The organism is Arenimonas daejeonensis, assembly GCF_007993735.1.
GTDB lineage: Bacteria > Pseudomonadota > Gammaproteobacteria > Xanthomonadales > Xanthomonadaceae > Arenimonas > Arenimonas daejeonensis.
In genome coordinates, this window is sequence record NZ_CP042453.1 from 2,185,183 (window position 1) to 2,203,337 (window position 18,155).

Below are 18,155 nucleotides of genomic sequence, written 5' to 3' on the forward strand. Positions count from 1 at the left end.
GAAATATTCAGGGAAATGCGCTAAACCCTCGTTAGTGCGGGGTTTTGTGATAAATTTACGGGCTTCCGAAACCCCTGAACCCAGGAGTTAGACCATGGCGCTGGAGCGCACCATTTCCATCATCAAACCCGACGCGGTCGCCAAGAACGTGATCGGCGAGATCTACGCCCGATTCGAGAAGGCCGGCCTGAAGGTCGTCGCCGCCAAGATGAAGCACCTGTCCCGCAAGGAAGCCGAAGGTTTCTATGCCGTGCACCGCGAGCGCCCGTTCTTCAATGCGCTGGTCGAGTTCATGATCTCCGGCCCGGTGATGATCCAGGTGCTGGAAGGCGACAAAGCCGTGCAGAAGAACCGCGACCTGATGGGCGCCACCAATCCGAAGGAAGCCGCGCCGGGCACCATCCGCGCCGACTTCGCGCAGTCGATCGACGCCAATGCCGTGCACGGTTCCGACAGCCTCGAGAACGCCGCGATCGAAACCGCGTACTTCTTCGCCGCCACCGAGCTCTGCCCGCGCTGATCGGATGACGTCGTGACCCAGGCCGAACACAAGTCCATCCCGCTGCTGGTGAACCCGGCGCCGGAAACCGCGCCGGCAACGCCGGAACGGGTGAACCTGTTCGACCTGGATCGCGAAGGCATGGAGCGCTTCTTCGCCGAAACCCTCGGCGAGAAGCGCTTCCGCGCCCACCAGGTGATGAAGTGGATCTACCACCAGCACGTCACCGATTTCGCGCTGATGACCGACATGGGCAAGGCGCTTCGCGCCAAGCTCGAATCCCATGCCGAAGTCCGCCCGCCGCAGGTGCAGTTCGACAAGCCCTCGACGGACGGCACCCACAAGTGGCTGCTGGGTATGGACTCGGGCAATGCCATCGAGACCGTGTTCATCCCCGACAAGGGCCGCGGGACGCTGTGCGTTTCGAGCCAGGTCGGCTGCGGCCTGAACTGCCAGTTCTGTTCCACCGCCACACAGGGGTTCAACCGCAACCTCAGCACCGCCGAGATCATCGGACAGGTCTGGGTTGCCTCGAAGCACCTCGGCAACAAGACCCACCTGCACCGCAAGCTCACCAACGTGGTGATGATGGGCATGGGCGAGCCGCTGCTGAACTTCGAAAACGTCGTGCGCGCCATGAGCCTGATGCGCGACGACCTGGGCTTCGGCCTGGCGAACAAGCGCGTCACGCTCTCGACCGCCGGCCTGGTGCCGATGATCGACAAACTGGGCGAGACGGCGGATGTTTCACTCGCGGTTTCGCTGCACGCCCCGAACGACGAGCTGCGCACCCAGCTGGTGCCACTCAACAAGAAATACCCGATCGAGGAACTGATGGCCGCCTGCGTGCGCTACCTGCGCCGCCGCAGGAAGGGCGAATCCATCACCTTCGAATACACCCTGATGAAGGGTGTCAACGACACGCCGGAAATCGCCCGGCAGCTGGCGAAGCTGATCAAGCACTTCAGCAACCAGCTGCAGTATTCCGAGGCCGGCAAGGTCAACCTGATCCCGTTCAACCCGTTCCCCGGCACGCGCTTCGAGCGCAGCGGCGAAACGGAAATCCGTGCGTTCCAGAAGATACTGCTCGACGCCGGCGTGCTGACGATGGTGCGCCGCACGCGCGGCGACGACATTGATGCCGCCTGCGGCCAGCTCAAGGGGCAGGTCATGGACCGCACGCGCCGCCAATCCGAATTCAAGCGCAAGCTTGAGCAACAGGGAGTTTCCGATGCGGCCTGAGTCTGCTCGCCCGGTGGTATTCGCTGTTTTCCTCGCATTGTTGGGTGCCTGCGCAAGCAGCCCGGATTCCGGCAAGTCCAACGGCGGCACCGGTGTCGGCGGCACCCATGCGGCGATGAGCAACAAGGGGCTCGCCAACCTCAACCTGGCGCACAACTACATGGCCGCCGGGCAGCTCGACTACGCCATCGACCGCGCCAACCGCGCGCTGCGCAGCGACCCGGACTCGCCGGATGTGCAGATCGTGCTGGGCATGATCCGCGAGAAGCTCGACGACAAGGTCCGCGCCGGCGAGCACTACGCCGAGGCCGTGAAGCTGGCGCCAGACGCCGGCCACGTGCTGAACGTGCGCGCCGTCTGGCTCTGCCGGCAGGGCGACTCGGCAGAGGCGGATGCCTACTTCACCCGGGCGGTGAAGGATCCGTTCTACAAGAACAAGCAGCAGGCCTACTTCAACGCCGGCAAGTGCGCCCTGGACGCCGGCCAGCTCGACCACGCCGAGCAGTACCTGCGTGCGGGCGTGGAGCTTGCACCCGAAGATCCGCGCCTGCTGGCCGAACTGGCCGAAGTGAAGTACCTGCAAGGCGACTACATGGCGGCGCGCGCCTTCTACCAGCGCCGCGAAGCGCTGGGTGCACCCAGCGCGGACCTGCTCAACCTCGCGGCCCGGATAGAGCAGGGGGCCGGAGATCCGGTGGCCGCCGAGCGCTACCGCCGGCGACTGAACGACCAATTTCCCGACTACACGCCACCTGTCACGGAGGGGTTGCGCCAGCCATGAGCAACGAGAACACGCAGGAGGTCCTGTTCCAGGATCCGATCGGTTTGCGTCTTCGCCAGGGCCGTGAAAAGGCCGGGTTGAGCATCGAACAGGTAGGCCAGCAGCTCAAGCTGCCGATCGCCATCATCGAGGCGATGGAGCGCGACGATTGGCCGCGCCTGGGCGCGCCGGTCTATGTCCGAAGCTATCTGGGCAGCTACCTGCGCCTGGTCGGCCTGCCGGCCGCGCTCGCGGAAAACGTGGCCCAGAACGGCGCGACACCCAAGCTCGTCCCCCTTGGCACGGGTTCGAGGATGCGCCATGCACTCAAGCATTCGGTGCGCAACATGGTTTACCTGGTGATGACGGCAGTGCTGGTCATCCCGGTCGTGCTGGTCGCGCGCCACTACCAGTCCGCGGGAAGCACCCAAGTGCTGACGCTCGAACCCGAGGTCGTGTCGACGCCGGTGCCGGCCCCGGCACTGGCTTCCGACCCGTCACTGGCCCCGCCGATGGTGAGTGAGCCCGCCGCCGAGGCCCCGCCGCAGACGCAAGCGGCCGACCCGGCGCCAGTCATGGCCTCGATGGCGCCGTTCCAGAAAACCGCACCCACGTCCACGGAACTGCTGCTGCGGTTCAGCGGCGAAAGCTGGATTGAAACCGTGGACGCAAGCGGCGCCCGGATCGAACGCGGCCTGGTCGCCGGCGGCAGCGAACGCCGTTACGCTCCCGGACAGGTGGCCCGCATTACGCTCGGCAACGCCGATGCGGTCGAGGTGAGTTTCGCTGGCGAGACGGTGGACCTGGCGCCTTACCGCGCCGCGAATGTTGCCCGCTTTGCGGTATCCTCTGGCGGCGAGCCCGCTCCCGCCGAACACTGACGCCGGCGGCAACGCTGCGGCACCCACCTCCCCCCCCGCGTTCCGCACGGGCCCGAAGAAGCATCGCATGGACCAGATCGACGAATACGAACAGGGCGAACGCGTTCGCACCTGGTTGCGCAACAATGGATCCTCGCTGATCGGCGGTATCGCCATCGGCCTGGGCTGCCTCTTTGGCTGGCAGTGGTGGCAGGGCCAGCAGGCACAGGAGAAGGTGGTCGCAGCCGCCGAATTCGCCGCGTTCAACAAAGCGGTCGAAGCCGGGCAGGACGACAAGGCCGCGGCCCACGCGACCGCGCTGCAGCAGAACCATCCCGATACGCCGTATCCCGCGCTGGCCGCACTGCGCAGTGCCGAACTGCTGCATTCGCAGGGCAAGGACGAGGACGCGTTGAAGGCCTGGAATCCGTCGGTGGCGAACATCTGGACCCGGTCCTGGTCGAACTGGCCAAACTGCGGGCCGCCCGGCTGCTGTCGGGCATGGGCCGGCACGAGGACGCACTCAAGCGCCTGGACGCCATTGCCGATCCCGTCTTCCCCGCAGTGGCCGCGGAGATCCGCGGCGATGCCCAGATGGGCCTGGGGCACCGTGACGCCGCCCGTGCCGCCTATGAAATCGCATTGGCTTCGCTGGACGTCGGTTCGCCCACGCGAGCGATGGTCGAGATGAAACTCACCGATGCGGGCGGTTCGCCGTCTGCCCAGCCGGAGATTTGACCGCATGTCGTTCCGCATCCTGTTCCTCGCCGTGGTCCTGGTGTCCGCCACTGGTTGCAGCACCATCAAGGGCTGGTTCGGCGACAGCAAGGGCAAGGCCCTGGCGCCCGCCGAGCTGACCGAGATCGCCAGCCCGATCGCGGTGGACGCGGCCTGGGGCAAGAACCTCGGCGACGGCCGCGCCCGGCTGGGCCTGCGCGAGAAGGTGGCCATCGAGAGCGACCGCCTGTTCGTGTCCAACGACGACGGCCGTGTTCTGGCGATCGACGCCAACAGCGGCGACACCCTCTGGGATTCCGAAGCGGTGAAGACCGGCAAGACCGGGAACATGCTGTTGTTCTGGCGCCGCAAGGAAATCGAAGCCGGCCTCAGTGGCGGTCCGGGCGTCGGCAATGGCCTGGTCGTGATCGGTGGCCGCAACGGTGAAGTGATCGCCCTGGATGCCGACTCCGGTGCCGAGCGCTGGAAGACCGCGGTCACCTCCGAAGTCATCAGCACGCCCCTGGTCACTGCCGGCCTGGTGGTGGTGCGCAGCAACGATGGCCGCACCTTCGGCCTGGATGCCGCCGACGGCACCCGCAAGTGGGTGTTCGACCGCGGCCTGCCCAGCCTGGGCGTGCGTGGCAACGGCTCGCCGATCGCCGGCGGCGAACTGGTCTACCTGGGTTACGACGACGGCTCCGTGGTCGCGTTGCGCCTGGCCGATGGCCAGTTGGCCTGGGAACAACTGGTCGCCGAATCGGATGGCCGCAACGAACTCGAGCGCATGGCCGACGTGGACGGCGAAATGCAGCTGGGTCTCGCGGAACTCTATGCCACCAGTTACCGCGGCCAGACCATGGCGATCTCCACCACCAGCGGTACGCCGATCTGGAGCCGGGACGTGGGTGGTTACGGCGGCCTGGCCCTGCTGGCCGACCGGCTGATCGTCGCCGACCCGAGTGGCACCGTGTGGGCGCTGGACCGCAATGGTGGCAGCACGCTTTGGAAACAGGAGGCGCTGGCGCGTCGCTGGCTGACCACGCCGGCGATCCACGGCAACTACGCGGTGTTCGGCGACATCGAGGGTTACCTGCACTGGATCCGCCTGGACGACGGCCAGATCGTCGGCCGCGACCGCGTCCAGAATTCCGCCATCCTAGGCACGCCGCAGGTATCGGCCACCGGCATGCTTTTCGCGATCACCGCGGAAGGCAAGCTGGCCGCCTACCCGCAGCCGCAGTAAGCCGGCCGCGGCCCGCGAGGGCCGGGCCAAACGCGCGGCGCACCCCGGTGCGCCGTTACACCGCCCGGCTCGTGCCGGGCGTTTCGCGCTTCGGCGCGGACGATTTCCAAGAGTTTCGGGAGAGATCCACCGTGTTGCCATTGGTCGCTCTGGTCGGCCGGCCGAATGTCGGCAAGTCCACGATCTTCAACGCGCTGACGCGCAGCCGCGACGCCCTCGTGCACGACGAGCCCGGCGTGACGCGCGATCGCCACTACGGTTTCTGCCGCCTGGTGGAAGAACGGCCGTTCGGCCTGTGCGACACCGGTGGCCTTTCCGGTGAGGAAGAGGGCCTGGCCGGCGCCACCGCGCGCCAGGCACGCGCCGCCGTCGAAGAGGCCGACCTGGTGCTGTTCGTCGTGGACGGCCGCGAGGGGCCGTCCGGCCTGGACCAGAACATCCTGTCTTTCCTGCGCAAATCCGGCACGCGCTTCTTCCTGGTCGTGAACAAGACCGACGGCATCGACGTACAGGCCGCCGTGGCCGAGTTCGCGCGCTTCGGTGTCGAGCGTGTCATCCCGGTCGCCGCCGCGCACCAGCGCGGCATCCCGGAGCTGCTCGAGGAAATCATTCCCGAGCTGCCGGAAGACGGCGACGCCGACGTGCTGGCCGACGACCCGGATCGCATCCGCATCGCCTTCATCGGCCGCCCCAACGTCGGCAAGTCCACCTGGTGAACCGCCTGCTGGGCGAGGAGCGCATGATCGCCTCCGACGTGCCCGGCACCACCCGCGATTCGATCGCGGTGGACCTGACCCGCGACGGCCGCGACTACCGCCTGATCGACACTGCCGGCCTGCGCCGGCGCGCGAAGGTCGAGGAAGCGGTGGAGAAGTTCAGCGCCTTCAAGACCCTGCAGGCGATCGAAACCTGCCAGGTGGCCGTGGTGATGCTGGACGCGGGCGAGGGCGTTACCGAACAGGACGCCACCGTTCTGGGCCTGGTGCTCAACGCCGGCCGCGCCCTGGTGGTCGCCGTGAACAAGTGGGACGGCCAGGACAAGTACACGCGCGACCAGGCGATGTCGATGCTCGAGCGCAAGCTCTCGTTCTGCGAGTGGGCCGAACGCATCACCATCTCGGCCAAACACGGCACCGGCATGCGCGAGCTGTTCAAGGCCATCCATCGCGCCCACGCCTCGGCCACGCACCAGTTCAGCACCGCCGAGACGACCAAGGCGCTGTCGATCGCCATAGAGAGTTTCCCGCCGCCGGTCGTGCGCGGGCACGCGGCCAAGATGAAGTTCGCGCACCCGGGCGGCGCCAACCCGCCGACCTTCATCGTGCACGGCAACCGACTGAAGTCGCTGAGCGAGAGTTACCGTCGTTACCTCGAGAACTTCTTCCGCAAGCGCTTCAAGCTGGTCGGTACGCCGATCAAGTTCGTGTTCAAGGAAGGCGAGAACCCCTACGAGGGGAAGAAGAACGTGCTCACCGAGCGCCAGGTCAAGGCCAAGCGCCGGTTGATGAAACACGTCAAGGGCAAGTGATACCGCGCGCCGCGATCACGCTCGGCATCCTCGCCGGCGGGCGGGGGCAGCGGTTGGGCGGGCGCGACAAGGCCTGGGTGCGGCACCGGCAGCGTTTCCTGGTCGAGAACATCCTGATGGCCGTGCCCGGCGAATTCGCCGGGCGCCTGGTCAGCGCGCGCGCGCCGGATGCGCGCTTCGAAGCTATGGGCCTGCGGGCCGTGTTCGACCGGCGCGATGATTTCGCCGGGCCGCTGGCGGCGTTTGAAGCGCTGTGCGGAGCCTGCGACACCCCTGGCTGCTGACCGTTCCCGTGGACCTCGACGGCCTGCCTGCGAACCTGGTGGATACGCTGGCCGCCGCGGCAGGCGCCGACGGTGTGGTGGTGCATGATGCCGACGGCCTGCAGCCGTTGCTGGGCCTGTGGCGCACGGCGGCACTGGCGACTGCTGCGACTTCGATGCTGGATGCCGGTGAGTCCGCCGCGCGCCGCCTGGTGGCACGATTGCAGGTGAGCCGGTGCGATGTTTCGCCGCACCGCATCCTCAACCTCAATTTCCCGCACGATTTCCCCGAGGGTTACGCGCCGTGAGCCAGGACTTCCCGACCCGCATCGGTTTCGACGAGGCGACCGCCCTCATCGCTGCGCGATCTTCGCGCCTGTCGACCGAGCGCGTGGCCTTGTCGCGTGCGCGTGGCGCCACCCTGGCAGCCGACCTGGTCGCGCCTATCGCATTGCCGGGTTTCGACAATTCCGCCATGGATGGTTACGCCGTGCGCGCCGACGAAGCCAATGCTGCCGCTGAAACCGGGCTGCTGCTGGCCGGCGAACAGTTCGCCGGCACCAGCCTCGGGCTGTCCCTTGGGGCAGGGCAGTGCAGCCGCATCACCACCGGCGCTCCGATGCCGGCCGGCGCGGACACCGTATTGATCAAGGAAGATGCGAGGGAGGAGGGGGACGTGTCTTCCCGGCCGTCGTCCTGCGCAAAGGCATGCATGTGCGTCATGCGGGCGAGGATGTCGCGGTCGGCGACACCGTGCTGCGCGCGGGCCAGCCGCTGACGCCGGCGCGCTTGAGCCTCGCCGCCGCGCTCGGCCAGGCCGAGCTGGAGATCGTCCGGCGACCGACCGTGGCCGTGTTCACCACCGGCGACGAACTGCGCCCGCCCGGCCAGCCGCTGGCATCGGGCGAGATCCACGACAGCAACCGTGTGCTGCTGCAGACCCTGCTGATGGCCGAAGGCCTGGAGCCCGTGGCCTGGCCGGTGCTGCCCGACGATCCGGTGCGCATGGCGGCGGCCCTGCGCGACGCGGCGTTTTCCTTCGACCTGGTGATCACCTGCGGTGGCGTGTCGGCCGGCGAGAAGGACCACCTGCCGGCGCTGCTGCGCGAACACGGCGAAGTGTATTTCTGGAAAGTGCGCATGAAGCCCGGCATGCCGGTGCTGTTCGGACGCCTGGGCGAGGCACTGGTGCTGGGCCTGCCGGGCAACCCGGTGTCGGTGCTGGCGACCTTCCTGACGCTGGGGCGCACGCTGCTGGACGGTCTGCAGGGACGCAGCGAAGCGCGCGCCACCTGGAAAGCGCGGCTGGCGGCACCGATCAGCAAATCGCACACGCGGCTGGAGTTCATGCGCGGCAACCTCGGCGGCGACGCCGGAGGACGGCTGTGCGTGACGCCCAATCCGGCGGTCGCCTCGCATCGCCTGCGCGCCGCCGCCGATGCCAATGCCCTGATCCAGCTGCCGGAAGGGGCAGGGGAGTATGCGGTGGGCGACATCGTCACCGTGCTGCCCTACGCCGGGCTGCCCGGCTAGACTTCGCGCATGGAAATGATCGCGGAAATCACCCCGGCACAGGCGCGCGAGCGCCAGGCCGGCGGCTGCGTGCTGGTGGACGTGCGCGAGCCCGGCGAACACGCGCTGGGCCTGCCCGAAGGCGCAATTGCGGTGGCGCGCGCGGCGCTGGAAGCCGAGCCACGGCGCTGGTTGCCCGATCCCGATGCCGAGGTGCTGCTGATCTGCGGCAGCGGCCGCCGTTCGCTGCTGGCCGCCGATGCGTTGGCCGCGGCCGGGTATTCGCGCCTGCGATCCGTGACTGGCGGTTTCGAGCGCTGGCGCGCCGAGGGCTTGCCGGAAACCGCCGGCGCGCCAGAGGACGCCGATTTCCTGGAACGTTATTCCCGCCACCTGCGCCTGCCGCAGGTCGGCATCGAAGGCCAGCGCAAACTGGCGCAGGCGAGGGTGCTGCTGGTCGGCGCCGGTGGCCTGGGATCGCCGGCGGCGTATTACCTGGCCGCCGCGGGCGTCGGCACCCTGGTGCTGGCCGACGACGACGTGGTGGACCGCAGCAACCTGCAGCGGCAGATCCTGCACACCGAGGCGCGCATCGGCGTGGCCAAGGTCGAATCGGCGCGCATCGCGTTGTCGGCGCTCAATCCGCGGCTGCAGATCGAAACCGAACGTGTTCGGGTCAATGTCGACAATGTCGAGGCGCTGGTGTCCGGCGTGGACGTGGTCGTGGATGGCGCTGACAACTTCCCGGTGCGCTACCTGCTGTCGGACGCCTGCGTGCAGTTGGGCAAACCGCTGGTCTACGGAGCGGTGCACCGGTTCGAGGGCCAGGTGAGCCTGTTCGATGCCGGCCGCCGTCGTGGCCAGGCGCCGTGTTACCGCTGCCTGTTTCCGGAACCGCCCGCGCCCGAGGACGCGCCCAACTGTGCCGAAGCCGGCGTGCTGGGCGTGCTGCCGGGCGTCATCGGCCTGCTGCAGGCGACCGAGGTGTTGAAGCTGATCCTCGGCTTGGGCGACTCACTGGCAGGTCGCCTGCTGCATTTTGATGCACTGGCGATGCGTTTCCGTGAGACGCGGTTGGCTGCCGATCCAGACTGCCCAGTCTGTGTGCCGGGCCGGCATTTCCCTGGCTACCAGGCCTTGCAGGAACTTTGCCGGGCAGGCTGATCTGACTACACCGTGCTGTAAGCCATCAAAGCTTGTGACAGCACGGTTTCTGGCGGTCGGGAGGGGCTGGTGCACCCCTGTAATCCTGCCTGCATCACTTCGCATAATGTATATTATGTCAATTAAAGAATACGGCCATGCAGGTGGCCTTGGTCCCTACGGTGAGCCCCCTTCTTCCCAACCTGGAAGCACTTGGATCCTTTATGCCACCTGTTCAGCCCACGGCAGAAAATCGAAGGCCCGCGGCATTCCGCCACGGGCCTTCGTGTCGAAACGGTCCCGCGCTGGCGTTTACTTCGCTGGCGGCGTGCCCGCATCGGCGGCCGGCGGGAAATAACGGAACATGTTCTCGATGCCGATCTGGACGGCTTCACTGTTCTTCTGCGGCGAGTCGCTGACGGTCTTCTCGGCGGTACCGCGCCAGATCGCCTGCTTGGTCGAGGTCTGGAACATGTCGACAATCAAGGTGCCGACATCGTAGGTGCGCACCGTGGTGGTGGCGCTGCCCATGCCGCCGTAGGCATACGGACGCATGTACGGGCCGCCCCAGCCGTAGCCGGCGTACATCGGTGCGTTGTAGTAGGTGTTCACCGACTGCTGCTGGTGCACGGAGACGCCGACGCCCACCACCACCTGGCCGGTCTGGCCTTGCGGAACCCTGGTCCAGCCCTTGGACTGGAGCTGGGCGTCCACGGCGCCGATGATGCGGGACACCATAAGGGCGAGACGCCCTGCCCGGCCAGGTCGTGGTCCAGCCAGCTGTAGGTCCTGAGCTGGGCGAAATCCACCGCCGGGTCGTAGTCGATGCTGGTGCGCGGCGCGGTGGTGGCGCAGGCAGAAAGCAGCAGGACCAGGGACAACAGCACAAGCTTCTTCATCATCGACTCCTCGGCAAGGTGGGTTGAATCATGGCATGGGCGCCGCCGGGCGCTGAGTTGGACCTTGGCCCCATCGCCCGGACAGTATCGCCGTGGACGTGACGGACGTTGCAAGGGCTAGAATGCGCGCGTGATTTCCGTCCGCGCCCTGCTGAACCTGCTGCTGGTCCTGGCCCTCGTGGCCGGTGGCCTGGGGCCGGTGTCGGCCGGGCACGGGATGGCGCAGGCCGAGGTCGCTGCGGATGCCGCCCCGCCCTGCCACGGTGAACCCGCGGCCGAGCCGGTGCCGGACCCTTCCGGCAACTGCTGCGGTGGCGAGACCTGCCGGTGCGACTGCCTGCACGTCAGCGCCTGGCTGGTGCAGGTGCTTCGTCCGCCGTCGGTTTTGCCGCCCGGCGCGCGCGGCCTTTCCCTGCGTGACATCACCCCACCCTCGGCGGCGATGCGGCCGCCGCTGCGACCTCCGATCGCCTGATCTGCCGCAACGGTATCTGATCCTGTTCGCCGACCCTGGCGGCCAATCGTCCTGCGTTCCGCGGGATGTCCTGGAGATTCACCCATGACCCTGTTTCCCCGCCGCGACCTGCTGGCGCTGGCCCTGCTCGCGGCCCTCGCCGGCTGCGCCACCACTTCGCCGCGCCCCGGCGATGCCGATATCGATGAATTGCTGACCGCCCGCGGCGGTCCGCCTGCCGTATCGGATCAAACACCCGAATCCGTGCGGGCCTGGTTGTCCGAACCCATGACCGCCGAGCGCGCCGTGCGCATGGCGATGCTGCGCAGCCCGCGCCTGCAGGAGGAATACGCGCGCCTGGGACTGGCGCATGCCGAAGTGCTGGAGGCGGTGCAGGTCGAAAACCCCCGGCTGTCGCTGTCCTGGCTCGCGCTTGATCCCGGCTCGGGCGAGGACCACACGGTCGGACTCAGCCTGCCGTTGGCGGACCTGCTGGTGCTGCCGATGCGCGCACGCCTGGCCGATGCGGAATTCGAACGCGCCCGGTTGGAAATCGCCGCTGCCGTGCTGGGCGTCGCCAGTGAAGTCGAAGCGGCCTGGTACGCCGCCATCGGCGCGCAGCAGGTGGCGCAGATGCGCGCCGCGGTCGCCGAAGGCGCCGCCACCAGCGCCGAGCTGGCGCAACGTTTTTACGACGCCGGCAACATCAGCGAACTGCAACTGCGGCAGGAACAGGCCATGGCCAGCAGCGCGCGGATCGACTCGCTGCGTGCGTCCTCCGAGGCGGCGCGGGCCCGGCTGGAACTCACCCGCGCAATCGGCCTGAGCGGCAAGGACGCCGACTGGGCACCGGCCGATCGCCTGCCGATGCCCGTGGCCGAAGAGGATCCGGCGGAAACGCTGGTGACGCTGGCACGCGAGGGCAACCTCGAACTGCTCGCCGCGCGCCAGGAGGTCGAGGTGCTGGCCGATGCCCTCGGCATCACCCGCCGGCTGCGCTGGATTGGCGGCAGCGAGATCGGCTACGAGCAGGAAGACGATGCCGATGGCCAGCGCCTGCGCGGCCCGACACTGGAACTGGAACTGCCGATCTTCAACCAGGGCCAGGCGAAGCTGGCACGGGCCGAGGCCTTGCTGGCCGGCGCTCTGGCGCGTGTCGCCCAGGCCGAGCTGGCCGTCGAACAGGGCGTGCGCCTGAATGCGCACACGGTGGCCACCCTGCGCGACGTGATCGTCGCGCACCAGCAGGCGCTGATCCCGCAGCGCGAAGCCGTGGTCGCACGTCGCCAGGAGCAGCAGAACTACATGCTGATCGGCGTGTTCGAGCTGATCCGCGCCAAGGTCGACGAATATGACGCCTACCAGTCCTACCTGGAAGCCGTGCGCGACTACTGGCTGGCGCGGGTGGAACTGGCGCGCATCGTCGGTCAGCGCCTGCCCAGCGACGCGGCCATCGGCGAACGCACGCCGAGCGTGCAGGAGATCCTGTCGCCGGGTGAGGCGGGCATGGACCACTCCGGCCACGGCGGCATGGATCACGCGGCGCCCGAGACGGTTGATCACTCCAAGCACGGCGGCAGCGCGCCGGCCGAACCGGAAGCGATGGATCACTCCGGCCACGAAGGCATGGACCACGGCGAACCGGCCCCTGAATCCGAACCGGAACCGGAAAATGACGCCGAGGAAGAAGACGAACACGCCCACCACCACGGAGCCACGCCATGAAACTGACCCGACGCAATCTGCTGATCGGCGCCGGCGCCGGCCTGGTCACCACCACGGCGGTGCAGGCGGGCGCGCAGTCCGGCGGCCATGAAGGCCATGTGCCGTCACAAACGCCAGAAGGCGTGCCCTCCCCCGCCGTGCATCGGGCCGGCAAAGTGCGCACGCTCAACGGCTGGTCCCTTCCCCACCGCATGAACAGTGGCGTCAAGGAATTCCACCTCGTCGCCGAAGAATTCGAACACGAGTTCGCGCCCGGCTCGAAGGCGATCTGCTGGGGCTACAACGGCGGCACGCCGGGTCCGACCATCGAGGCAGTGGAAGGCGACCGCGTGCGCATCCATGTCACCAACCGCCTGAAGGAAGCCACCACCATCCACTGGCACGGCCTGATCCTGCCCAGTGGCATGGACGGCGTCGGCGGACTGAGCCAGCCGAAGATCCAGCCGGGCGAAACCTACGCCTACGAGTTCGAGCTCAAGCAGCACGGCACCCACATGTACCACCCGCATGCCGACGAGATGGTGCAGATGGCGATGGGCATGATGGGCCTGTTCATCATCCACCCGCGCGAAGGCGACACGGTGGACCGCGACTACGCGCTGCTGCTGCACAACTTCGCCCTGCATCCGGGCACGCGCCGGCCGGACCCGGCGGTGATGCAGGAATTCGACCTGTGGACCTTCAACTCCAAGGTCTTCCCGGCGATCGAGCCGATGGTCGCGCGCACCGGCGAACGCGTGCGCATCCGGGTCGGCAACCTCAGCATGTGGAACCATCCGATCCACCTGCACGGGGTGCAGTTCGAGGTCACCGGTTCCGACGGCGGCCGCTGGCCGGAGTCGCGCTGGCGCAAGGAGGTCACCGAGATCGTCGGCGTCGGCCAGATGCGCGACATCGAGTTCGACGCCATCGCCGGCGACTGGGCCTTCCACTGCCACATGTCGCACCACACGATGGGGCCCATGGGCCACGAGATCCCGAACACCCTGGGCGTGGACCAGTCCGGTGTCGAGGAGAAGATCCGGAAGATGCTCCCGGGTTACATGGCCATGGGCCAGCACGGCATGTCCGAACACCAGGACCACACCGACAGCGGCCACATGAAGGGCCCGGAGAACACGCTGGCGATGATGGCCGGCAAGGGCCCGTTCGGGAACATCGAGATGGGCGGCATGTTCACCGTGGTGAAGGTGCGCGACGACCAGGCGCCGGACGATTTCAGCGACCCGGGCTGGTATCGCAATCCGGCCGGCACGGTGGCGCGGCGGGTCAGCGCCGACCCGGGTTTCGGCGACCCGGTGCGGCGCAAGCCGGCCTGATTCCGGGCTTGACTCTGGACCAGGGTCCAGGCTCGACACTGCCAGCCTCAGTCGAGGATCACGACCATGAAGATTGGCGAGTTGATGAAGCGCACCGGTGTCCCGATCGACACCATCCGCTATTACGAAAACCACGGCATCCTGCCCCCGGCCCAGCGCCGGGAGTCCGGCTACCGTGATTACGATGAACAGGACGTGGCGCGCATCCGCTTCGTGCGGCGCGCCAAGCACCTGGGTTTCACCCTTCGCGAGATCCGCGACTTGCTGGCGCTGTCACGGCGCCCCGACGAGGACATGGCCGCCGTGCGCGAGGCGGCCACGGTGAAACTGGCCGATATCGAGCAGCGTATCGGGGAACTGCAGCGTATCCGCGACGGCCTGCGTCATCTGGTGGACGCCTGTCCCGGTCACGGCGACCGGGGTCGATGCCCGATCCTTGCCGCCCTGTCGACGGAGACGACCCATGGGCACGCATGACCACCACGGCCACGGTGGCCACCACGGGCTTACGGATGCTGGGGCCAAATCACCCTGCTGCGCTTCGAAACCGGCCGACAGCGGCGTACTCGACCCGGTCTGCGGCATGACCGTGGATCCGGTGAAAACACCCCACCACGCCGAACACGACGGACAGGCGTTCCATTTCTGCTCGGCCCGTTGCCGCGAGCGATTCGTGGTGGAGCCGACGAAATTCCTCGGTCCGGCGCCCGCCGAACCCGTGCAGGCGGCACCCGGCACTTTCTACGTGTGCCCGATGCATCCGGAGGTGCGGCAGGATCATCCCGGCACCTGCCCGATCTGCGGCATGGCGCTGGAACCGGAGATGCCCAGCCTTGACGAAGAGGAAAATCCGGAACTGCGCGATTTCCGCCACCGCTTCTGGTGGACCCTGCCGCTGACCGTCGCCGTCTTCGTGCTGGCGATGTTCGGCGACAGATTGCCCGGCCTGCCGCATGCCGCCCGCAGTTGGCTGGAACTCGCGCTCAGCACGCCGGTGGTGCTGTGGGCTGCGCTGCCCTTCTTCGAACGCTGCCTGCAGTCGATCCGCAACCGCAGCCCGAACATGTGGACCCTGATCGGCCTGGGCGTCGCAGCGGCCTTTGGCTACAGCGTGGTCGCGACCGTGGCGCCGGGCCTGTTCCCGGACTCGTTCCGTGAGCACGGCCGCGTTGGCGTGTATTTCGAGGCGGCGGCGGTGATCGTCTCGCTCACCCTGTTGGGCCAGCTACTGGAACTGCGCGCACGCGCGCAGACTTCGGCGGCGATCAAGGCGCTGCTGGGTCTGGCGCCGAAGACCGCGAGACGGCTGCGCGACGACGGCAGCGAAGAGGACGTCGAGCTGTCCCATGTGCATGTCGGCGACCGGCTGCGTGTGCGCCCCGGCGAGAAGGTGCCAGTGGACGGCCTGGTGCTGGAGGGCCGCTCGCACCTCGACGAATCCATGCTCACGGGTGAACCGGTGCCGGTGGCCAAGGACGTCGGCGACGAAGTGATTGGCGCGACGCTCAACGGCAGCGGCAGCCTGGTGATCCGCGCGGCCAAGGTCGGTTCGGCAACGGTGCTGGCGCAGATCGTGCAGATGGTCGCGCAGGCGCAGCGTTCGCGGGCACCGATGCAGCGCATGGCCGACCAGGTCGCTTTCTGGTTCGTGCTGGCGGTGCTGGCCGTCGCCCTGCTCACCCTTCTGGGCTGGGGCCTGTTCGGGCCCGAGCCTTCCTGGACCTATGCGGTGCTCAACGCGGTGTCGGTGCTGATCATCGCCTGCCCCTGCGCGCTCGGCCTGGCCACGCCGATGTCGATCATGGTCGCAACCGGGCGCGGCGCGCAGGCGGGCGTGTTGTTCCGCGACGCCGAGGCGATCGAGAACTTCCGGCGCATCGACACCCTGGTCGTGGACAAGACCGGCACGTTGACCGAAGGGCGCCCGACGTTCCGCGAGGCGATTCCCGCCGCAGGCATGGAAGAAGTTGAACTGCTGCGCGTGGCGGCCAGCCTGGACCAGGGCAGCGAACATCCGCTGGCCGAGGCCATTGTCGCCGAAGCGCGGCGGCGTGGCCTGGCGCTGGTCGCTGCCGAAGACTTCGAGTCGTCGACGGGCATCGGCGTGCGCGGCCAGGTCGAAGGCCGGCGTGTCGCGGTCGGCAATACCGCCTTGATGGATGAAGAGTCCGTGGATGTCGCGAGCCTGTCCGAGCGCGCCGAAACCCTGCGCGACGAGGGCGCGAGCGTAGTGTTCGTGGCGGTGGAAGACCGGTTCGCCGGCCTGATCGCGGTCGCCGACCCGATCAAGGGTTCGACGCCGGAAGCGATCCGCGCCCTGCACGCCGAAGGCCTGCGCATCGTCATGGCCACGGGCGACGCCGTCGCCACGGCACGCTCGGTCGCGTCGGCGCTGGGTATCGATGAAGTGCATGGCGAAGTCCGCCCGCAGGACAAGATCGCCCTGGTCCAGCGGCTCAAGGCCGAGGGCCGCAAGGTCGCGATGGCGGGCGACGGCATCAACGATGCGCCGGCACTGGCGGGCGCCGACGTCGGCGTGGCGATGGGCACGGGCACCGACGTGGCGATGTCCAGTGCCCAGGTCACCTGGTCAAGGGCGACCTGCGCGGCATCGTGCGGGCGCGCCGCCTGTCGCAGGCGACGGTCGCGAACATGAAGCAGAACCTGGTCTTCGCCTTCGTCTACAACGCGCTGGGCGTGCCGGTCGCCGCCGGCCTGCTGTATCCGTTCACCGGCCTGCTGCTGAGCCCGATGATCGCCGCCCTGGCAATGAGCCTGAGTTCGGTGTCGGTGGTGTCGAATGCCCTGCGGCTGGGACGTGCGCGGATCGATTGAACCCGGCGCCCGCCGTATTCAATCGACGGCAACATAGGTCCAATGGGCGGCGCTGATGTCCGTGGGCAGTCCATGGGCCTGGATGCGCAGGCCAGGCCAGCCCGCGACCGCCAGCGCACCGGTGTCGCCCAGGGGCCAGACACAGGCTTCGGCGTCGCCGGCCGCTCCGGGGCGCGCACTGATCCGTCGTGCCTGCGTCGCCTGCAGGCCTTCGCCGCCGCGTTTTCCACGCGCTTCCTTCAGCGCCCAGAACATGTAGAACCGGCGCTCGCGTTCGACGCCGGCTTCGGTTTCGTCCAGCCGCGACACTTCATCGGCGGCGAACATGTGGCGCGCCAGGGCCATCACATCCCGGGGCCGGCGTGGAAGTTCCAGGTCCAGTCCGATCGGCTGCGATGCGACCGCGGCCGCCAGGTGTTCGCCGCTGTGACTCAGCGTCGCCCAGGCGCGCACCCCGTCGCGCAGCAGCTGCGGGCGGGGCCCGGCCTGGTCGTCCCAGCACCATTGTCCCGGCTCGCCGCCGAAACTGCGCGCGGCCAGTTCACGCACCAGCCAGTGGCCGGCGAGGTACTGGCGCTGGCGCAGCGGCGCCTGGATGGTCTGCAGCCGCGATTCTTCCGCCGCGCTCAGCCAGCCGTCACCCGCGTCCGGATGCGGGAACGCGGCGAGCGTGGTGACTTCGAGCAGGCATTTTTAGTCACAGCGCCGCGTGCGCCTAGAGTGCAGCAACGCTGGCGTTGATGTCCTGAGCCAGATTGGCGATCCACTGGTGATACTTCGGGTGGATGTAGGCCTGGCCCCGGCGTTCCTTGTAATTCAGGTTTTCGCTCGATACGTATTCGATCTGGAAACCGCGCGGATCGTAGACAACGGCGACAACCACAGTGTGCTTGCCCCGGATGACGTTCCGGAAGGTCATGCGCCCCGGAACCTCATCGATCAACTGCCAGCCACGAACGTTACCTGCGGCGGCGATGGCGCCACGCAGGCTGTCGGGTGCCGGCGTTTTCCCGGCCGGGCCAACGAACAGCATGCGCTGCGGCGGATCAAGCTTGTCTGTCTTGGCGGCGGCCATGACCGGTGCCAGCGCAAGGACGAGAGAAAGCAGGACGGTCGTTGTTTTCATCGGATTGCCTCGGGAAATCGTGTCGGT

16 protein-coding genes and 4 pseudogenes are annotated in these 18,155 nt (G+C 67.9%); 16 read left to right on the forward strand and 4 right to left on the reverse strand.

Features of this window, described 5'->3' with window-relative positions:
* Nucleotides 1-94 precede the first annotated feature (94 nt).
* From ndk to moeB, 11 genes and pseudogenes are all read left to right on the forward strand, one after another.
* Nucleotides 95-520: a nucleoside-diphosphate kinase gene (ndk, locus tag FRZ33_RS10540; protein WP_146909534.1), complete on the forward strand. Its 426-nt coding sequence runs from the start codon at nt 95-97 to the stop codon at nt 518-520.
* Nucleotides 521-568: 48 nt separating this feature from the next.
* Nucleotides 569-1,741 (forward strand): dual-specificity RNA methyltransferase RlmN, encoded by a 1,173-nt coding sequence (rlmN, locus tag FRZ33_RS10545; RefSeq protein ID WP_265468775.1) that lies wholly within the window; start codon nt 569-571, stop codon nt 1,739-1,741.
* 37 nt (nt 1,742-1,778) lie between these two features.
* A complete protein-coding gene (pilW, locus tag FRZ33_RS10550; RefSeq protein ID WP_265468608.1) occupies nt 1,779-2,522 on the forward strand; it encodes a type IV pilus biogenesis/stability protein PilW in 744 nt (247 codons plus the stop codon).
* On the forward strand, nt 2,519-3,382 hold the full coding sequence (locus FRZ33_RS10555) for a RodZ domain-containing protein (RefSeq protein WP_146909538.1): 864 nt from the start codon (nt 2,519-2,521) through the stop codon (nt 3,380-3,382). The genes pilW and FRZ33_RS10555 overlap by 4 nt, the downstream gene beginning before the upstream one ends.
* Nucleotides 3,383-3,449: 67 nt before the next feature.
* Nucleotides 3,450-4,099, forward strand: a pseudogene (locus FRZ33_RS10560) (YfgM family protein).
* 4 nt (nt 4,100-4,103) lie between these two features.
* Nucleotides 4,104-5,324 carry an outer membrane protein assembly factor BamB gene (bamB, locus tag FRZ33_RS10565; protein WP_158637190.1) on the forward strand — a complete coding sequence of 407 codons (1,221 nt, stop codon included), beginning with the start codon at nt 4,104-4,106 and terminating at the stop codon, nt 5,322-5,324.
* Nucleotides 5,325-5,455: 131 nt separating this feature from the next.
* A pseudogene (gene der / locus FRZ33_RS10570) lies at nt 5,456-6,852 on the forward strand (ribosome biogenesis GTPase Der).
* The gene (locus tag FRZ33_RS10575) at nt 6,849-7,136 is read left to right on the forward strand and encodes an NTP transferase domain-containing protein (protein WP_146909543.1); all 288 of its coding nucleotides are present in this window, start codon (nt 6,849-6,851) and stop codon (nt 7,134-7,136) included. The pseudogene der and the gene FRZ33_RS10575 overlap by 4 nt, the downstream one beginning before the upstream one ends.
* A gap of 8 nt (nt 7,137-7,144) precedes the next feature.
* A complete protein-coding gene (locus FRZ33_RS10580; protein ID WP_146909545.1) occupies nt 7,145-7,423 on the forward strand; it encodes a hypothetical protein in 279 nt (92 codons plus the stop codon).
* Nucleotides 7,420-8,648: pseudogene (locus tag FRZ33_RS10585) on the forward strand (molybdopterin molybdotransferase MoeA). Before FRZ33_RS10580 ends, FRZ33_RS10585 begins: the two are co-directional and overlap by 4 nt.
* Nucleotides 8,649-8,663: 15 nt before the next feature.
* Nucleotides 8,664-9,791: a molybdopterin-synthase adenylyltransferase MoeB gene (gene moeB / locus FRZ33_RS10590; RefSeq protein WP_146910634.1), complete on the forward strand. Its 1,128-nt coding sequence runs from the start codon at nt 8,664-8,666 to the stop codon at nt 9,789-9,791.
* A gap of 291 nt (nt 9,792-10,082) precedes the next feature.
* Here the strand turns inward: moeB and FRZ33_RS10595 are convergent, their stop codons facing one another.
* Together FRZ33_RS10595 and FRZ33_RS15240 are read right to left on the reverse strand one after the other, a co-directional pair.
* Nucleotides 10,083-10,484, reverse strand: a complete 402-nt coding sequence (locus tag FRZ33_RS10595; RefSeq protein WP_158637191.1) for a DUF4136 domain-containing protein — start codon at nt 10,482-10,484, stop codon at nt 10,083-10,085.
* Entirely contained in the window at nt 10,379-10,669 is a 291-nt protein-coding gene (locus FRZ33_RS15240; protein WP_158637192.1) for a hypothetical protein, read from the reverse strand. The genes FRZ33_RS10595 and FRZ33_RS15240 overlap by 106 nt, the downstream gene beginning before the upstream one ends.
* Nucleotides 10,670-10,799: 130 nt before the next feature.
* On the opposite strand from FRZ33_RS15240, the gene FRZ33_RS10600 reads away from it, so the two are divergent.
* From FRZ33_RS10600 to FRZ33_RS10620, 5 genes and pseudogenes are all read left to right on the forward strand, one after another.
* Complete coding sequence (locus tag FRZ33_RS10600) at nt 10,800-11,144, forward strand: CopL family metal-binding regulatory protein (protein ID WP_146909549.1); 345 nt, start codon at nt 10,800-10,802, stop codon at nt 11,142-11,144.
* An 84-nt stretch (nt 11,145-11,228) separates the two neighbouring features.
* Nucleotides 11,229-12,848: a TolC family protein gene (locus tag FRZ33_RS10605; RefSeq protein WP_146909551.1), complete on the forward strand. Its 1,620-nt coding sequence runs from the start codon at nt 11,229-11,231 to the stop codon at nt 12,846-12,848.
* Nucleotides 12,845-14,167 carry a multicopper oxidase family protein gene (locus FRZ33_RS10610; RefSeq protein WP_227977780.1) on the forward strand — a complete coding sequence of 441 codons (1,323 nt, stop codon included), beginning with the start codon at nt 12,845-12,847 and terminating at the stop codon, nt 14,165-14,167. Before FRZ33_RS10605 ends, FRZ33_RS10610 begins: the two co-directional genes overlap by 4 nt.
* Nucleotides 14,168-14,233: 66 nt before the next feature.
* The gene (locus FRZ33_RS10615) at nt 14,234-14,644 is read left to right on the forward strand and encodes a heavy metal-responsive transcriptional regulator (protein WP_146909553.1); all 411 of its coding nucleotides are present in this window, start codon (nt 14,234-14,236) and stop codon (nt 14,642-14,644) included.
* A gap of 106 nt (nt 14,645-14,750) precedes the next feature.
* Nucleotides 14,751-17,002: pseudogene (locus FRZ33_RS10620) on the forward strand (heavy metal translocating P-type ATPase).
* Between the two features lie 18 nt (nt 17,003-17,020).
* Here FRZ33_RS10620 and FRZ33_RS10625 read toward each other — a convergent pair.
* Together FRZ33_RS10625 and FRZ33_RS10630 are read right to left on the reverse strand one after the other, a co-directional pair.
* The gene (locus FRZ33_RS10625; protein WP_146909555.1) at nt 17,021-17,551 is read right to left on the reverse strand and encodes a 4'-phosphopantetheinyl transferase family protein; all 531 of its coding nucleotides are present in this window, start codon (nt 17,549-17,551) and stop codon (nt 17,021-17,023) included.
* 166 nt (nt 17,552-17,717) lie between these two features.
* Nucleotides 17,718-18,128, reverse strand: coding sequence for a hypothetical protein (locus tag FRZ33_RS10630; RefSeq protein ID WP_146909557.1), 411 nt, complete (start codon nt 18,126-18,128; stop codon nt 17,718-17,720).
* Between the last annotated feature and the right edge of the window lie 27 nt (nt 18,129-18,155).